The following is a 15,475-nucleotide window of genomic DNA, read 5'->3' as shown; positions in this document are numbered from 1 at the left end:
TTCAGCAACAGGACATCGATATGACCAAGCGAAGCGGAATCACGCGGCGGAGGATTGTCGGAGGCGGATTGGGAATTGCGGCAGGCCTGGTATTGGTATCAAGGCCATCGTTTGCGGCGAACATGAAGGTGAAGGTAGGAGCGATCATGCCCAGCAGCGGCGTGCTGGCGTTTCCCGGTCAGGCCTGCGTGCGCGGCATCGATCTCGGCGCAAAATTCGCGCGTGAGAGGTTCGGCCTCGACATCGAGATTGTTCACGCCGATACGCAAAGCCGTCCGGAGAACGGCCGGATTGCCGCCGAGAGCCTCATCCGGCAGGGCTGCACCGTGCTGATCGGCGCGTGGGATTCCGGCGCCACCATTTCGGCGCTGCAGGCCTGCGAGGCCGCCAAGGTGCCGATGGTGGTCCACATCGCGAGCGCCACCCAGGTGACTTCGCAAGGCTTCACCCAAGTGTTCCGCTATTACCCCACGTCGCTGACCATCGTGCGGCAATCGCTGACCGAGCTGAAGTCAGTGCTCGGCACGCTGAAGGATCCGCCGAGCAGCGCCGTCGTTCTCCATCTCAACAACACGATGGGGCAGTCGACGGCGGCCAGCATCGATCAGGCGTGGAAGGAAGTGGGCGTTCCGCTCAAGATCGCGCAGTACGTTGCCTATGACGAAAAGGCCAAGGATCTGTCGGTAGAGGTCGCCAAGGCGAAAGCATCGGGTGCCGATGCCTTGATCTCGGTCACGCGCGTCAACGACGCGATCATGATCGCGCGCGAATGCATCAAGCAGGGCTGGGATCCCAAGATGGTGTTTTCGCCCAACTCCAACGGCGTGTCGGACAAGGCGTATCACGACGCGCTCGGAAAGTACGGTGACGGTCCGATTCTGTCGGCGTTGTGGCTCAATCCCAAGGGCGCCGAGACCGACAAGATCATGAAGATGTTCGCGGCCGACTACCCGAACGACTGGTTCGATGCCAATGCGGGCTGCGCATTCGAGGCGGTGCAGATCGTCGCAGACGCCGTGACGCGGGCGGCGTCGCCGGAGTCGCCGGCGATTCACGGCGCGCTCACGACGACCGACATGAAGCCTTTCCTGATGTACGGCGACAACACCAAGTTCGACGAGACCGGCCAGAACATCCACTGTTCGATGGTGATGCTGCAGGGTTTGAAAGGCAGGCCGCGGGTGGTGGCTCCAAAGGCCATCGCGGAAGCGTCGCTCGAGTATCCGCTTGCGCCTTACAGCAAACGCTGACGTCCTTACGTGCGGCCCCGCGAAAGCGTCGTGGGGTCGCGGTCGTCAAATACCGAGGCAAGGACGTGCGAGCTAGGGCAAACTGTCCGAATTGATCATGCGCGACCGCTCGGCAAGGAAGCGGAGGGGGCTCTGTCCCATCGTCTTCTTGAACATCGTGATGAACGCGCTGGGCGTTTCGTAGCCCAGTTCCAGCGACACGGCCTGGACCGAACTGCCCGCCGTGAGGCGCTGCATGGCGATCAGAATGTGGAGACGCTGGCGCCAGCGCCCGAAGGTCATCCCTGTTTCCTTGGCGATGAAGCGTGCGAAGGTACTCTCGCTCATCGCGTAGCGCGAGGCGACTTCGTCCATCGTGCTGCGGTCGCCCGGATTATTCAACAAGGAGGTCGCAAGGTGTTGAAGACGGGCGTCGGGGGAGATCGGCAGATACATTTCATCCGTCGTCGACATTTGCACGAGTTCGTCGAGCAAAACCCGGCCGAGACGGCTGGTCGGTCCTTCCAGCGGATAGAGCGGTGGGAACACCGAGAGGCGGTGGATCAATTCTCGCACCAGCGACGTGATCATCAGCGTGCAGCAGGTCCGCGGCAGCATGCTGACCTGCGGATCGATGAACACGGTGTAGAGTTTGCCGAAATCGGCCACGCAATTGCTGTGCTGCACGCCGGCCGGGATCCATACCGCGCCTTGCGGAGGCACGATCCACAAGCCGCCAGGCGCCCGGCACATCACCGAGCCATGAGAAGCGACGACCAATTGGCCTTTGCGGTGTGAGTGCAGCGGCAGGTCGTCGTTGTCTTTGCTGGTTTCGAGACAGAATGAAGTGATGGGACGATCGAACTGGTCCGGATCGACCGGATCATAGTTGATCCGAAGATCGGGCAGATCCATTCGCGCAAAATCGCGATCGAACTCGGTCTCGGGCGGCATTTCAATCCTGCCAATTCGTCAAGTCAGTCAAGCCTTGATGCAGATTCTGCTCCTAGCCGAGGTTAGCTGTTTTGAAAGGTCAGGTCACTAGTCGCGGCGAGCCGTCGAGTTCGCTGATCTGCGACAAGATGCCCGCTACTGCGGCGTGAGCGCTTAGTGAGGCGGCATGTTGCGCCGTGACCAAGCGGAAGCACCTGTCATGCGGCCCACGGCTCTATCACTCGCCTGATTGAACCAACAGCAGAGAATGCTGCGATGCGAGCCTCGGCGTCCCGCCGGAGCCGGGCAATCCGTCGGAACGCAGCCGTATTCAGCAGCACGTGCCACAGCACCCGATGCTACCAAGTGCGGGCTTTCTCGGAGCCCGACGTATGACTGCACACATCGATCCGCCACGCAAGGCCGTCAACGCCGACCAGGACGCGGTCGAAACCGCCGATTGGCTCGCATCGCTTGGATCGCTCCACCACAGCGCCGGTGCCGTGCGCGTGCGATACATCCTGGCTGCGCTCGATCGGCGTGCGAAGGAGCTCGGCGTTCTGCCGGACTCTCCGCCGTTTTCGCCCTATCGCAATTCGATTCCGCTCGAGCAGCAGAAGTCCTACCCCGGCGACGTCGCGATCGAGACCCACCTGACGGCGATCATTCGCTGGAACGCGCTCGCGATGGTGGTCCGTGCCAACAAGGCCTATGGGGAACTCGGCGGGCACGTCGCCAGCTACGCCTCGGCCGCGGAAATTTTCGAAGTCGGTTTCAATCATTTCTTTCGCGCGTCAAGCTCCGAGTCGGAGGGGGACTTGGTGTATTTCCAGCCGCATTCGTCCCCCGGAGTCTATGCACGAGCGTATCTCGAAGGCCGACTGTCGGACGAGAATCTGAAGCTGTATCGCCAGGAACTGAGCGGCCCCGGTCTGTCGTCCTATCCACATCCCTGGCTGATGCCGGAGTTCTGGCAGGTGCCGTCGGCGTCGATGGGCCTCGGCCCGATCAGCGCGATCTACCAGGCGCGGTTCATGAAGTATCTGCAGCATCGCGGTCTGGTGCAGACGGCTGGTCGCCACGTCTGGGGTGTGTTCGGCGACGGCGAGATGGACGAGCCGGAATCGATCGCCGGGCTCGCCCTGGCGGCGCGGGAAAATCTCGACAACCTCACCTTCGTCGTCAATTGCAACCTGCAGCGCCTGGATGGGCCGGTCCGCGGCAACGGGCAGGTGATTCAGGAACTCGAGTCTCTCTTCCAGGGCGCCGGCTGGAACGTCATCAAGGTGCTATGGGGATCCGACTGGGACGATATCTTCGCGCGTGACAGCAAGCATGCGCTGCTGCGCAAATTCGCCGACACCGTCGATGGCAAGTATCAGACACTCGGCGCCAAGGATGGGGCCTACAACCTCGCCAACTTCTTCAGCGAGGACCCCGAGGTCCGGGCGCTGGTTGCGCACATGTCGGACGCGGATATCGACGGCCTGAAGCGCGGTGGCCACGACTTCAAGAAGCTGTTCGCGGCCTTTGCCGCCGCGAAGGACATCAAGGGTCGGCCGACCGTCATTCTGGCGAAGACCAAGAAGGGCTACGGCATGGGCGGCGCCGGCGAGTCGCGTATGACGTCGCACCAGACCAAGAAGCTCGACGTCGACGCGCTGTATGCGTTCCGCGACCGGTTCGCCCTGCCGCTCAATAACGAGCAAGTCGAGAATCTGGAATTCTTCAGGCCTGCGGAAGACAGCGCGGAAATTCAGTATCTGCGCGCCCGTCGCGCGGCACTCGGCGGCTACATGCCGGCGCGGCGACGCGCTTCGGCGGCGCTGCCGGTGCCGCCGCTGCAATCCTACGCGGAGTTCGCGCTGCGCGGCGACGGCAAGGAGACGTCGACCACGATGGCGATCGTACGGCTGTTCACCAATTTGCTCAAGGACAAGACGCTCGGCCCGCGCATCGTTCCGATCGTCGCCGACGAAGCTCGCACCTTCGGAATGGCGAACCTGTTCAGGCAGGTCGGCATTTACTCGCCGGCAGGGCAGCTCTACGAGCCGGAAGATGCCGGCTCGATGCTGTACTACAAGGAAGCGATCGACGGTCAATTGCTGGAGGAGGGGATCACCGAGGCGGGGGCGATTTCGTCCTGGACCGCGGCGGCGACCTCCTACAGCATCCATAACTTCCCGTTGCTGCCGTTCTATATCTACTATTCGATGTTCGGCTTTCAGCGGGTCGGCGATCTGATCTGGGCGGCGGCGGACCAGCGCGCGCGTGGCTTTCTGATCGGGGCGACGGCCGGCCGGACGACGCTTGGTGGCGAAGGCTTGCAGCATCAGGACGGGTCCAGCCATCTGATGGCGGCGACGGTTCCGAACTGCCGGGCCTACGATCCGGCATTCTCCTACGAGGTGGCCGTCATCTTGGATCACGGCATGCGGTCGATGCTCGAGCAGGGCAACGACGAGTTCTATTACCTCACGGCGATGAACGAGAACTATGCGCAGCCCTCGATGCCCGACGATGCGCGCGACGGCATTATCAAGGGTCTCTATCGGGTTCTGCCGAGCGCTGACGGGCCGGCGAAGATCAGGCTGGTCAGCTCGGGCGCCATTCTTCCGGAGGCGCTCGCCGCCGCGGCGATGCTGCAATGCGAATGGAAAGTGCCCAGCGAAGTCTGGTCGGCAACGAGCTTTTCCGAGCTGGCGCGAGAGGCGCGTGAGGTGGAGCGAACTAATCGGCTCTCGCCGCTGTCGAAGCCGGTCGAGAGCCACGTCGCACAATGCCTCGGCGGCAAGGTGCCTATCGTCGCGGCATCGGATTATGTCCGGGCGTATCCGCAACTGATCGGTTCTTACATCGAGGCCCCCTATACGGTGCTGGGCACCGACGGCTTCGGGCGTAGCGATACGCGCGCCGCGCTGAGATCTTTCTTCGAGGTCGATCGCAAGCAGATCGTCGTTGCGGCGCTGTCGGCGCTGGCAAAATCGGGTGACGTGGCGCGTGAGCTGGTCGCCGAAGCCATCGCCAGCTACGGATTGCCGACCGGCGTTGCATCGCCTTGGTCTCGCTGACAGAGGGCGGAGCGCGCATGTCTCATTCAATTGAAGTCGTTCTGCCGGATATTGGGGACTACAAGGATGTTCCGGTAGTCGAAATCAATGTGTCGGTCGGCGACGAGGTCACAATCGACATGCCGTTGCTGTCGATCGAGTCCGACAAGGCGACGATGGAGGTGCCATCCCCGGCCGCGGGCACGGTGGCCAAACTGATGATCGAGGTCGGGGCGCGGGTTTCTCAAGGTTCGATTCTGATGATCCTCGAAGGTCGCGGTGAATCCACCGCGGCTCCGCCGGCGGCTGCGTCGGCGCCACAGGTGGAGCAACGGTTCCCGCAGCAGGAGGCGCTGTCACAGCGGACGCCCGCCGCTCCAGTAGATGACTCGCGAGCACGTGCACAGCTGCCGCAGCCCAGCGGGGCTGCGCATGCGTCGCCGTCGGTTCGCGCTTTGGCGCGTGAGCTCGGTGTGGCGCTGGACTCTGTCGTGCCCACCGGGCCCAAGGGCCGGATTCTGCGCGAGGATGTGGCGGCCTTCGTCAACGGACTGGTGCGATCAAGACCGGCGATGGCGCCAGCGCCCGACGCGCCGGTCGATTGGCCCAAGGTGGATTTCGAGAGGTACGGCGCGGTCGAGCGCCTGTCGCTGACGCGGATCCAGAAGCTGACCGGCGCGAACCTCTCGCGCAACTGGAGCGTCATTCCACATGTTACGAATTTCGACAAAGCGGATGTGACCGACGCCGAGGCCTTTCGTCAGCTCGCCAACGCCGAGGCCGCGAAGGCCACGGCGAAGCTCACCATGGTGTCGCTGCTGATCAAGGCCGCGGCCTTGGCGCTGCAGAAATACCCGCGCTTCAATTCCTCGCTCGATGGCGATGAGCTGATCCTCAAGCACTACGTCCACATCGGCTTCGCCGTCGACACGCCGAAAGGTCTGGTCGTGCCGGTGATCCGGGACTGCGATAAGAAGGGCCTTCGGCAGATCGCCGCGGAGATGCGCTCGCTCGCCGACAAGGCGCTCGCAGGGCAGCTCGCGTGGGGCGACATGCAGGGCGGCTGTTTCTCGGTGTCGTCTCTGGGCGGCGTCGGCGGTCAGGGATTCTCTCATCAATCCTCAGCGCTCCATTCCCGCAAAGATCGTTCAGCTGACCGGCATCACGAACGAAATGGTTCGGGACGCACCTTTGTTCGCGGAGGTAGCGGACAATTTCATGGAGTTCATGGGGACGGCATTTTCGTCGCCCATAATGTCAGCTTCGACTACGGTTTCATGGCCTACGAATTCGAAAGGATCGCGCGGCGCTTCAGATTCCCCAAGCTCTGCACGTGCGCCGGAATGCGACGCCGCTATCCGGGACACAAGTCCTACGGACTTGGGAAACTTTGCGAGATATATGGCATCTCGCTCGCCACTCATCATCGAGCCTTATGCGTTGCGCGGGCCTCGGCGCATTTGTTGAATCTCATCAACAAGAAGCGGAGCGAGGAGGGGTACCGCGAAGCTGCGTAGCCATTCATAAACGAGCAGGTGCCTGGAAGCGCCGAGCTACGCGGCTGCATCTGAGAGTTCAGTCGATTCTAACAACGGTCCGTTGATCCGCTGACTTGTAGATCGCCTCCATGAGCTTCATGTCGCGCAGACCTTCCTCGCCGGGCGTCCTTGGCGACCTGTCGGTGAGAACGCATTCCGCCATGTGATCCAATTCCAGAGCGAACTGGTCTTTTGCAGAGATCTCGATCGACGTCTCGGTCTCGCGGCTGTCTATTGCGCGACGTACTGTCAGCCGCTGCCCTTTGTACGGATAGGTTGTCCAACAGGAGACTGCCGCCGTCCGAGTGGACCGCCAGGCGCGATGCCCTATGGATACCGTAGCTGGTCGAAAGGTTGGCCATAGCGCCGAAGGGAACCGCATGATCCAGGCGACGCTCTCTTCCACTTCCCGAAAGCGCGGATCGCCCTCGCTCGAGTGGATGCGAGCCTCTATCTCGACCGGCTCACGGCCGGTGACAGCCCGCGCGGCGTTGAGACAATAGATACCTACGTCCGGCAGGGATCCGCCGCCGGCCAATGCCTTGCGGAGCCGCCATTGCTCGGGATCTCCCTGGTTCTGACCGTTGATCGATTCGATCAGCTTGATCGGCCCGAGCTCTCCGCTTTGCGCACGACGAATGACCTCCAAATGATGAGGCTGGTAGCGGCAGCGATAGGCGATCATCAGCTTGACGCGGGCCGATGAGCACGCCTCGATCATCGATCGAGCATCCTCTGAACTCGTCGCCATTGGCTTCTCGCAGAGCACGTGCTTTCCGATGGCCGCGGATCGAAGAACGTATTCCTTGTGCATCGAGTTCGGCAGAACGATGTAGACGACTTTGACGTCTTCCATTTCGCGGAGCCGCTCGAGTTCCTCATAACCGAGCAGAGCTTCCGGTCGGACGCCATACTGGCGGCCAGGCACGGTCAGCTTGTCCGGCGATCCCGAAACCAGCGCGGCCAGGCGGCTTTTCTTCGCTTGCCCGAAGGCAGGCAGTATCCATCCATGCTCGACACCAAGACCGCGCGCAGCGAAGGCCTAGGGCTCCGGAGGTCGCAACGGGCCATCCGCCTACTTGCGAGCATCGGTGCACACGTACCGCGACCGCCGCTCCGAAGCTCCGTCGGACACAGCTTTCATCGGCTTGCCGCACGCCGGGCACGCCTTCCGGACCGGATGGAGCATGGCCATCTTTTTTCCCCCTGCCATGGCACTCTAGTTCAGCCGAGATCGCGATCTCAAGCTGGCCGATAAAAATTTGGTCGGGTTCACACTGTTGCCAGCCTTCTTGACTTCGTGACCGCAGAGCACGCAACTCCGGGCAGTGATGTTGAGGGGCGTGTCATGGAGCAGGAGTTCTACCGAGGTCTGGCCCAAAGGGTCCGGGGTATGGCGGAGAAAGCCGAACCGTTCACCCGGCGTCGTCTCCTGGATCTCGCCGAACGGTATGACAGCAGGGGCGGTCATCCCTCGGCATCCAGACCGACCGAGCGGCCGCTGCCAACGCCTCGCACGACGCCGGCTGCAGCGACTTTCTCTGGACCCGGCGAGGCCTGACGCCCCCACCCCTGTCGTTCTTGATGGTGCCGCACCGCGCACCCGATGAAGCCTGGCGGCCGTCCCGCAGTGCGCGAAGGGATCTGCCGACAGACGCTTCCCCAGGACCAAGCTCGCCTACCCGGCCGGTGGTCCTGGCCTCACCAGGGAGGATTGGATGCCGTGGGCGGGTCCGACATCGCGTTTCCCCCTGATCGCAATCCTAGGGGCTTGGAAGCGGGTGGGGGAGGCGCTGCGCCTCGCACCGGTAACGAGCTGCCGCGTAGGCCACCCTTCCGGCAGGTTGTGCTCGGCAGCCCCCGGAGGCGAGTGAGTTCTGACCACGCCAGGGCGGCGGTGATCCATCTCTGCCGTTCTAGCCCATCGGCTTCGGCGGCAAGCTTCATTGCCGCGACGGCCTCGCGCTCGGAGTCGTACGAGGAGTCCATGGACCCAAATATAGCTGCAGATCGTAAACGATCACGCACCAGTGGGGCCGTAGCAATCCCGGGTCGGCATCATACGCGGACGCCTGTCTAGCCTTTTGGAGCTGCTCCGCCGATCCGCCCGTTCATAGCGCGGACCTCTGGAGCGCTCGCGATTGAGGCCCTGCGCGAGCGTCCCGCAAGGGGGGCCAACTGCACCGACACTCCCGAAAAGCCCGTGAATCGCTTGTCTTTCAGATATCTCGCGCCGAGCGGTCCCGATATTGTGGGGCCTGACGGGACTACCTCATCGGCTCAACACGAGAAGAGATGTTTCAAGACGCATCGGATCTGGCCGCGATGGCCGAGGTACTAGGCCGATCGAGCGACTACCGGGTGCTGCGCCGCCTGGTACCGCGGCCAACGTGGATGCCGGCCTTCGGACAGGAAACCAAGATCGGCATCCTGCTCGACACCGAGACAACCGGCCTCGACCACCGCAAGGACGAAGTCATCGAGCTCGGCATGGTCAAGTTTGGCTACACGCCGGACGGTCGCATCATTGATGTCACGGACACGTTCTCCGCCTTCAATGAGTCGTCCGAGCCGATCCCGGCCGAGATCACGGCGCTTACCGGCATCACCGATGAAAATGGTGGCCGGCCACAGGATCGACGAGGCCGCCGTGAACGCCTTCGTCGACGATTCCGTGGTCCTGGTCATCGCGCATAACAGTAGATTCGATCGGAAGTTTTCCGAACGCTACTAGCCCGTCTTCGAGCGGAAGGCGTGGGCATGCTCCGCGACCGAGGTCGATTGGCGGCAGCACGGCTTCGATGGAGCGAAGCTCGGCTACCTTCTGAACGGCGCCGGCTATTTCCACCAGGCGCACCGCGCGGTTGACGACTGTCACGCGCTGCTCGAGATCTTGGACTTCGACCTACCAACGACCGGCGCGCCAGCGCTCGCTGTCCTGCTCGAGAGCGCACGACAGAGGACCATCCGGATATGGCCGAACAGTCGCCGTTCGAAGTCAAGGATCGCTGAAGCGCCGCGGCTATCGCTGGAGCGACGGGACGGACGGTCGGCCATAATCCTGGTACGTTGACGTCCGCGAGTCCGCTCTAGAAACCGAACTCGCATTTCTCCGGACCGAGATCTACCTGCGCGACGTGAGCCGCGCTTGCAGATGCTGACTGCCTTCACCCGCTTCTCCTGCAGGATCTGAGGGCCGCCAATCGCCACGCCGAAATACGCGGCGAACCTGCCCTCAGCGGCCGAGACGTTTCTCGACCCGCTTGCGGCTGTTGCCGACCTTCTTCACGGCTTTCTTCACCGCGGAGGCCGAGCGGCCAGTCTTCTTTGCTTCGTATCGCACTTCGTAGTCCTGGCCCTTAGCCACACGGGTGCGATCTTGTTTGCGTCCCCGTGCGGTCTTCTTCTTCGCTGCCACCATCTGCTCCTCCGTCTGCCAAACTGATGTCCAAGGCAACTACCTTCCGCTGAGCGACAGACTCATTCGAGTGACAATGTTGTGCCAGGCGTGCTCTTCCTCTGCGGGATAATTGATCAGGACGCCATGGATTAGCTGCCCCGAGAAGTTGCAGCGGTCGTACCAGACCTTGTCGCCCTTGTAGCTGGAGACCGCAAAGAACCGTGGTGTCACTCGCTTGTACTGAATGCGCTTTTTCGCGAGCAAGGCCGCGGGTGAATCGCCCTCGATGTTAGGCGCGGCCTGGATCGTGATGTCAGCACGTCCGTCGGCGGTTCGGAACGGTTGCCCGTAGCCGTCGGTCGGCCAGCTTCTTCCGTGAAGATCGAAGATGGAAAATCCATCGAGGTGCCGGTCTGAGGAATGGTGTACTTGGTCCATCGCACCGGCTGCGCCGAGACCGTGGCTATCGAGACAACAAGTGCCGGGAGAGCACGGCATAAGCCGTCCAACCACTGCGCAGGTAAGGCCGAGTGATTGGCGCTGTGCGGTTATTTTGCGCTCCATTTTCGCGCAGCGGACCGCGGGTGCCAGCCGGTACCCAGCCTTCCCTGCGCCCTCTTGGCTTCGAGGGTGAAGTGACCAGGCAAAGCTCGGGCGAAACGCGCCGCGAGAACGCGAAACCGCGTGTTTCGCCATCACGCATCCGACGGACACGCCATGAAACTTGCGCAGCGCGATCGGCCCGGACCGTAACGTTGTGCGATCCGGACCGATCGGCGTCGTGCGTGCGGATCTAGCTGCAGCTCAGCGGCAACGGCCGGCCGGGATGCAGCTCGTACCAATCATAGCAATCCGGACCGGCGCCGTAGAGTCCATATCCGGGCCGGTAGCGACCGTAGCTGTGAAACGCGTGCTGGCGGAGGCCGCCGGCATGATCGCCAAAGCCGAGGTGCTCGCCACCGAACCGGGCGCCGCCGCCGAATCCGCCTTCATGCCCCATGCCGCCGAAATGCGCGCCGCCGCCAAAGCCCGCATGTCCGCCGCCGAAGCCGCCGCCGCCAAATCCACCGTGGCCGCCGCCGCCACCGCCGTGCGCGTCGGCCGTGCCGATCGCGAGCGTCGAGGCGAGCGCTGCTGTGGCCAGAATCATGATGACTCGTTTCATGGAAAACTCCTCTCGTGTTGAGCCCGGTCATCCCTGAAGCCCACTTCCGCGTCGCGCGGTGCGCGCGAGGCTGCTTGATGGCTGGGCGTGTGACGCTGGAGAGGTAGGAGCGCGGCGCGACAGTCCAACTGAATTCGAGGTCAGACATTCGAGTCAGATATCGGGCGCGCCGCGCACGAAGGTGATCGCGTCGCGCGTGGGCGCGACGCAACCCAACGCAAGGAAGCGGGCTGACGAGATCAGTCCGCTCCCCGTTATTCGATAGGCGTCCGGCGGCGAAGTCACCCGGCCGGATACGTTGGCGCGATCAGAAGAAGCTACCGGTGCCGGGCTCGCAAGGCACGTTGTTGCCGGTCCATGGCGCAGTGGCGAAGGCCCCGACGCGCGGCGCCGGAACGCAGCCGCGTTCGCCCTGATAGACCGGCGCGCTCGTTGCGACCGTGTCGGCCTCCATCGCGGGCTGCCGCACGACGCGGTGATGCTCGCGCGCCATCACGGGGCCGCCGAGCATCGCGGCCGCAATCAGTCCCATCGACAACAGTTTGGACGTGGTCATTCGCTCTCTCCTTTGATGACATCAGGCCGACCAAGCCGGCTGGTCATCGAGGTGGGCGCGATCGACCGCGATTCAAATGCACGAATTGCTCACCGCAATTCAACGGCCCGTGAGCCGATGTAACGTCGTACCACGATCGTGCGAATCCATAACATCCGTTGTCCCCCGGAACGACCGCGAGTGCGTCGAGCGCATATATTCGATGCAGCGCAGTTCGAAGCGGAGCCCACAAGATGATCACGACATTGGCAACACGTATCGCCCGTGCACTGGCGCTGCTGGCGCGGCGCGCAGCCCGCATCATGAACTGCAATTCAATGGCGCCCGATGCGCCGCAAGCCTATCTCGTACCGCAGCGAGTGGCCGGCAACAGGCGGCGTCAAGGCTGCGCGCGCGACGCGCGCGGGTATCGCACATGACCCAGCGCGTCGCCGAGCCCACGCGCCCCTACCGCGCGCCGAGACGCCGCGCGGAACGTGGAGCGAGGATCATGAACCGGATTCTCCTGATCGAGGACGACGCCGAGACCGCCGAGGCGATCGTCGCGGAGCTCGCCGATCGCGGGTTCGAGGTGCATTGGGCCGCCGACGGCGTCGACGGCCTCGACCGCGCGCGCGCGTCGAGCCCCGATGCCATGATCGTCGATCGCATGCTGCCGGGAATGGACGGGCTCACCGTCATCGAGGCGCTGCGCAACGACCAGGTCAGGACGCCCGTCCTGGTCCTGAGCGCCCTCGGCGCGGTGGACGACCGGGTGCGCGGATTGCGCATGGGCGGAGATGATTATCTCACGAAGCCGTTCGCGATCATCGAGCTGGTCGCGCGGATCGAAGCGTTGCTGCGCCGTCCGATCGACAGCCGCGAAACCATCCTGCATGTCGGACCGCTCGAGCTCGATCTGATCGAGCGGACCGCGCGACGTGGCGAACGCCGGCTCGAGCTGCTGCCGCGCGAATTCCGCCTGCTCGAATACATGATGCGCCGGAACGACCAGGTGCTGACGCGTGCAATGCTGCTGGAGGAGGTCTGGAACTACAAGTTCGTTCCGGCGACTACGAACCTGATCGACGTGCATATGGGCCGGCTCCGTCACAAAGTCGACGGGCCCGGAGAGGTGCCGCTCATCCACAACGTCCGAGGCTCCGGCTTCGTCCTGCGTTCGCGGCAATAGGGACCGGCGATGCGTCAGATCCAGCTGATCCGCTCCAGCACGTTCCTCTGGGCCCTGGCCATGGCGGCCGGCTTCGCGCTGTTCGTGGTCGGCCTATTCGCATTCATCTATTGGGAGCTCGATGACTATCTGATCGCGCGCTCCGATCGCATGATCACCACCCAGATTCACTTCATCGCGGAGCTGTCGCCGGCCCACCGCATCAGGGCGATCGCGGATCATCTCGATCAGGATTCCAGGGGCGTGCAATATGCGGGACTGTTCGATGCCGCGGGCACCCGCCTTGCCGGCAACATCGACCGCGTGCCGCGCGAGCTCGGGCTCGACGGAGCGGTGCAGGGCGTACGGCTCGATCTCATCAAGGAGAGGGCAAAGCACAATCCCGTCGTCAGGGTGATCGGCCAGCGCCTCGATGGCGGCGATGTCCTGGTGGTGGGGCGGAATGTCGATGAGACGCGCGAGATCTCGACTGTGGTGGGGCAGGCGCTGGCCCTGGGCCTGCTGCCGGCCTTCAGCCTCTGCCTGCTGGCCGGTGCCTGGCTCAGCCTCCGCGCTCAGAGGCGCGTGGAGGAGGTGAACCAGCGGGTCCAGCGCATCGTGGCCGGCGAACTGCGCGAGCGGCTCCCGCAGGACGGGACGGACGATCCGTTCGCGCGGCTGGCCGGGATCGTCAACGGCATGCTCGACGAGATGGAGACGATGATCAATGCGCTCGCCGGCGTCGGCAACGACATCGCCCATGATCTCAGGACGCCGCTCACGCGCGTCCGTCTGGCGCTGGAGCGCGGGCGCTCCCATGCAGCCACGCTTGAGGAACTGCAGGAGACGATCGACAAGGCCATTGCCGGCATCGACCAATCGCTCGCGATCGTCACCGCCCTGCTGCGCCTGACCGAGATCGAGATCAATCGCCGCATAGCCGGCTTTGGCGAGGTCGCGCTCGACGAGATCCTGCGGGAGGTGTGCGACGTCTACGAGCCCATCGCCGAGGACAAGCGCGTGGGGCTCAGTGTGGTCATCGCGCGCGATGTGCTTGTGTGGGGCGACCGCGACCTGCTGTTCGAGGCGGTCGCCAACCTCGTCGACAATGCCGTCAAGTTCACGCCGTCGGGTGGGCGGGTCGAACTCGCCCTGGAAGCGGACGACGACACGGCGCTGGTGTGCGTCAGCGATACCGGGCCCGGCATCAGCGAGCAGGATCGCGAGGCGGTGCTGCGACGGTTCTATCGCTCCGACAAGATGCGCCATACGCCGGGTGTCGGGCTCGGACTGAGCCTGGTCGCCGCCATCGTCAAGCTGCACGGCTTCCGGCTGATCGTCGGTCCGGCCCCCGGAGGGCGAATCGAAATCCTGGCCTGGACCGGACGGGCGGGCAAGGCCGCCGCGCGCCGGTCGCGGACATTGCTGCACGCCGACGCCGACCAGATGGGATGAGCCAGATGGCGCGCGATGCTTTCGAGATTGAACAGCCGGCCTGGACCGTGGGAGCGACAGATGCAGACTAGCCACGAAGTTACGAGAAGCAATCCTCCTGCTACGCCGGTCGCACCGGTGCCGTTCCTCAGCGCGTATTCCGCGGCCATCGGGCGTTACGACTTCCTCGAACCCGGTCAGGAGCAGCAGCTTGCACGCCGCTGGCAGCAGACGAGGGACCGGAGCGCGGCGGATGCTCTCGTCACCAGCCATCTCCGCCTCGCGGCCAGGCTGGCGCGAGGCTACAAGGGATACGGCCTTCCGATGGTCGATCTGATTGCCGAGGCGAATCTGGGTCTCGTGATCGCAGCGTCACGCTTCGAACCCGACCGCGGCGCGCGCTTCTCCACCTACGCGGTCTGGTGGGTCAAGGCCGCCATCCACGAGTACATCCTGCGGTCCTGGTCCCTCGTCAAGATCGGGACGACGGCCGCGCAGAAGAAGCTGTTTTTCAAGCTCCGCGGCGAGATCAGGAAAGCCACCGGCAGCGCGATGGCGGGGCTCACGCCTGACGTTGCCGAATCGATCGCCGGGAAGCTCGAGGTCACGACGCGCGAGGTGATCGAGATGGACGCGCGGCTGCATGGCGACATGTCGCTGAATGTGCGCGTCGGTGGCGAGGACAGCGGAACGGAGCTGGAAGCCATGCTGGTCGACGGGGCGGTCGACGCCGAGACGGTGCTGGTCGATCACGAGCAGACCGAGCGGCGTGCCAGCGCCTTGCGTGTTGCGCTCGGGGGGCTTGCGGCGCGGGAACGTCGCGTCTTCGAGGCGCGGCGGTTGACGGAATGCCCCGTCACGCTCGATCGGCTGGCCCACGAATTGTCCATATCCAGCGAACGCGTCAGGCAGATCGAGATGCGCGCCTTTGCCAAGGTCAAGCGGGCCGTGATGCTCGCCGCGCAGGATGCGCCACGGGGCACCGCATGCAGCGTCTGAATTCATTTTCATTTGAACGCT

The 15,475-nt window shown here is 63.7% G+C and carries 12 protein-coding genes and 4 pseudogenes; 10 read left to right on the top strand and 6 right to left on the bottom strand.

Going from position 1 to position 15,475, the window contains the following annotated elements; genetic code table 11:
* Window positions 1–20: 20 nt before the first annotated feature.
* The gene (locus ABIC03_RS08050) at window positions 21–1,250 is read left to right on the top strand and encodes an ABC transporter substrate-binding protein (RefSeq protein WP_354056961.1); all 1,230 of its coding nucleotides are present in this window, start codon (window positions 21–23) and stop codon (window positions 1,248–1,250) included.
* Between the two features lie 72 nt (window positions 1,251–1,322).
* On the opposite strand, the gene ABIC03_RS08045 is transcribed toward ABIC03_RS08050, so the two are convergent.
* The gene (locus ABIC03_RS08045) at window positions 1,323–2,183 is read right to left on the bottom strand and encodes an AraC family transcriptional regulator (RefSeq protein WP_354056959.1); all 861 of its coding nucleotides are present in this window, start codon (window positions 2,181–2,183) and stop codon (window positions 1,323–1,325) included.
* Between the two features lie 371 nt (window positions 2,184–2,554).
* Between ABIC03_RS08045 and mdeB the strand changes: the two genes are divergently transcribed.
* From mdeB to ABIC03_RS08030, 3 genes and pseudogenes are all read left to right on the top strand, one after another.
* Window positions 2,555–5,233, top strand: a complete 2,679-nt coding sequence (mdeB, locus tag ABIC03_RS08040; protein ID WP_354056957.1) for an alpha-ketoglutarate dehydrogenase — start codon at window positions 2,555–2,557, stop codon at window positions 5,231–5,233.
* A 17-nt stretch (window positions 5,234–5,250) separates the two neighbouring features.
* Window positions 5,251–6,261: pseudogene (locus tag ABIC03_RS08035) on the top strand (2-oxo acid dehydrogenase subunit E2); the annotation flags it as partial.
* A pseudogene (locus ABIC03_RS08030) lies at window positions 6,182–6,729 on the top strand (3'-5' exonuclease). The pseudogenes ABIC03_RS08035 and ABIC03_RS08030, both read left to right, overlap by 80 nt.
* A gap of 58 nt (window positions 6,730–6,787) precedes the next feature.
* On the opposite strand, the gene ABIC03_RS08025 reads toward ABIC03_RS08030, so the two are convergent.
* Window positions 6,788–7,750, bottom strand: a complete 963-nt coding sequence (locus tag ABIC03_RS08025; RefSeq protein ID WP_354057550.1) for a Gfo/Idh/MocA family protein — start codon at window positions 7,748–7,750, stop codon at window positions 6,788–6,790.
* A gap of 348 nt (window positions 7,751–8,098) precedes the next feature.
* Between ABIC03_RS08025 and ABIC03_RS08020 the strand changes: the two genes are divergently transcribed.
* On the top strand, window positions 8,099–8,311 hold the full coding sequence (locus ABIC03_RS08020) for a hypothetical protein (RefSeq protein ID WP_354056955.1): 213 nt from the start codon (window positions 8,099–8,101) through the stop codon (window positions 8,309–8,311).
* Between the two features lie 734 nt (window positions 8,312–9,045).
* Window positions 9,046–9,943 (top strand): annotated as a pseudogene (locus ABIC03_RS39250) (3'-5' exonuclease).
* Between the two features lie 42 nt (window positions 9,944–9,985).
* Here ABIC03_RS39250 and ABIC03_RS08010 read toward each other — a convergent pair.
* From ABIC03_RS08010 to ABIC03_RS07995, 4 genes and pseudogenes are all read right to left on the bottom strand, one after another.
* Window positions 9,986–10,171, bottom strand: a complete 186-nt coding sequence (locus ABIC03_RS08010; protein WP_275170237.1) for a DUF3606 domain-containing protein — start codon at window positions 10,169–10,171, stop codon at window positions 9,986–9,988.
* 36 nt (window positions 10,172–10,207) lie between these two features.
* A pseudogene (locus tag ABIC03_RS08005) lies at window positions 10,208–10,617 on the bottom strand (hypothetical protein).
* 326 nt (window positions 10,618–10,943) lie between these two features.
* On the bottom strand, window positions 10,944–11,315 hold the full coding sequence (locus ABIC03_RS08000; RefSeq protein ID WP_354056951.1) for a hypothetical protein: 372 nt from the start codon (window positions 11,313–11,315) through the stop codon (window positions 10,944–10,946).
* Between the two features lie 307 nt (window positions 11,316–11,622).
* Window positions 11,623–11,871, bottom strand: a complete 249-nt coding sequence (locus ABIC03_RS07995; RefSeq protein ID WP_354056949.1) for a hypothetical protein — start codon at window positions 11,869–11,871, stop codon at window positions 11,623–11,625.
* 233 nt (window positions 11,872–12,104) lie between these two features.
* Here ABIC03_RS07995 and ABIC03_RS07990 point away from each other — a divergent pair, with 233 nt between their 5' ends.
* From ABIC03_RS07990 to rpoH, 4 genes are all read left to right on the top strand, one after another.
* Entirely contained in the window at window positions 12,105–12,290 is a 186-nt protein-coding gene (locus tag ABIC03_RS07990) for a hypothetical protein (protein WP_354056947.1), read from the top strand.
* A 71-nt stretch (window positions 12,291–12,361) separates the two neighbouring features.
* The gene (locus ABIC03_RS07985; protein WP_354056945.1) at window positions 12,362–13,042 is read left to right on the top strand and encodes a response regulator transcription factor; all 681 of its coding nucleotides are present in this window, start codon (window positions 12,362–12,364) and stop codon (window positions 13,040–13,042) included.
* Between the two features lie 9 nt (window positions 13,043–13,051).
* Complete coding sequence (locus ABIC03_RS07980) at window positions 13,052–14,476, top strand: sensor histidine kinase (RefSeq protein WP_354056943.1); 1,425 nt, start codon at window positions 13,052–13,054, stop codon at window positions 14,474–14,476.
* Window positions 14,477–14,536: 60 nt separating this feature from the next.
* The gene (gene rpoH / locus ABIC03_RS07975) at window positions 14,537–15,454 is read left to right on the top strand and encodes an RNA polymerase sigma factor RpoH (protein ID WP_354056941.1); all 918 of its coding nucleotides are present in this window, start codon (window positions 14,537–14,539) and stop codon (window positions 15,452–15,454) included.
* Window positions 15,455–15,475 lie beyond the last annotated feature (21 nt).

The organism is Bradyrhizobium sp. RT6a (genome assembly GCF_040547675.1).
Lineage (GTDB): Bacteria > Pseudomonadota > Alphaproteobacteria > Rhizobiales > Xanthobacteraceae > Bradyrhizobium.
The sequence above is the reverse complement of the archived record's forward strand: the minus strand, read 5'-3'. Positions and strand labels throughout refer to the sequence as shown.

Coding starts and splice junctions, on each gene's coding strand:
- ABIC03_RS08050 (WP_354056961.1), top strand. CDS start 21: ATGACCAAGCGAAGCGGAATCACGCGGCGGAGGATTGTCGGAGGCGGA.
- ABIC03_RS08045 (WP_354056959.1), bottom strand. CDS start 2,183: ATGCCGCCCGAGACCGAGTTCGATCGCGATTTTGCGCGAATGGATCTG.
- mdeB (WP_354056957.1), top strand. CDS start 2,555: ATGACTGCACACATCGATCCGCCACGCAAGGCCGTCAACGCCGACCAG.
- ABIC03_RS08020 (WP_354056955.1), top strand. CDS start 8,099: ATGGAGCAGGAGTTCTACCGAGGTCTGGCCCAAAGGGTCCGGGGTATG.
- ABIC03_RS08010 (WP_275170237.1), bottom strand. CDS start 10,171: ATGGTGGCAGCGAAGAAGAAGACCGCACGGGGACGCAAACAAGATCGC.
- ABIC03_RS08000 (WP_354056951.1), bottom strand. CDS start 11,315: ATGAAACGAGTCATCATGATTCTGGCCACAGCAGCGCTCGCCTCGACG.
- ABIC03_RS07995 (WP_354056949.1), bottom strand. CDS start 11,871: ATGACCACGTCCAAACTGTTGTCGATGGGACTGATTGCGGCCGCGATG.
- ABIC03_RS07990 (WP_354056947.1), top strand. CDS start 12,105: ATGATCACGACATTGGCAACACGTATCGCCCGTGCACTGGCGCTGCTG.
- ABIC03_RS07985 (WP_354056945.1), top strand. CDS start 12,362: ATGAACCGGATTCTCCTGATCGAGGACGACGCCGAGACCGCCGAGGCG.
- ABIC03_RS07980 (WP_354056943.1), top strand. CDS start 13,052: ATGCGTCAGATCCAGCTGATCCGCTCCAGCACGTTCCTCTGGGCCCTG.
- rpoH (WP_354056941.1), top strand. CDS start 14,537: ATGCAGACTAGCCACGAAGTTACGAGAAGCAATCCTCCTGCTACGCCG.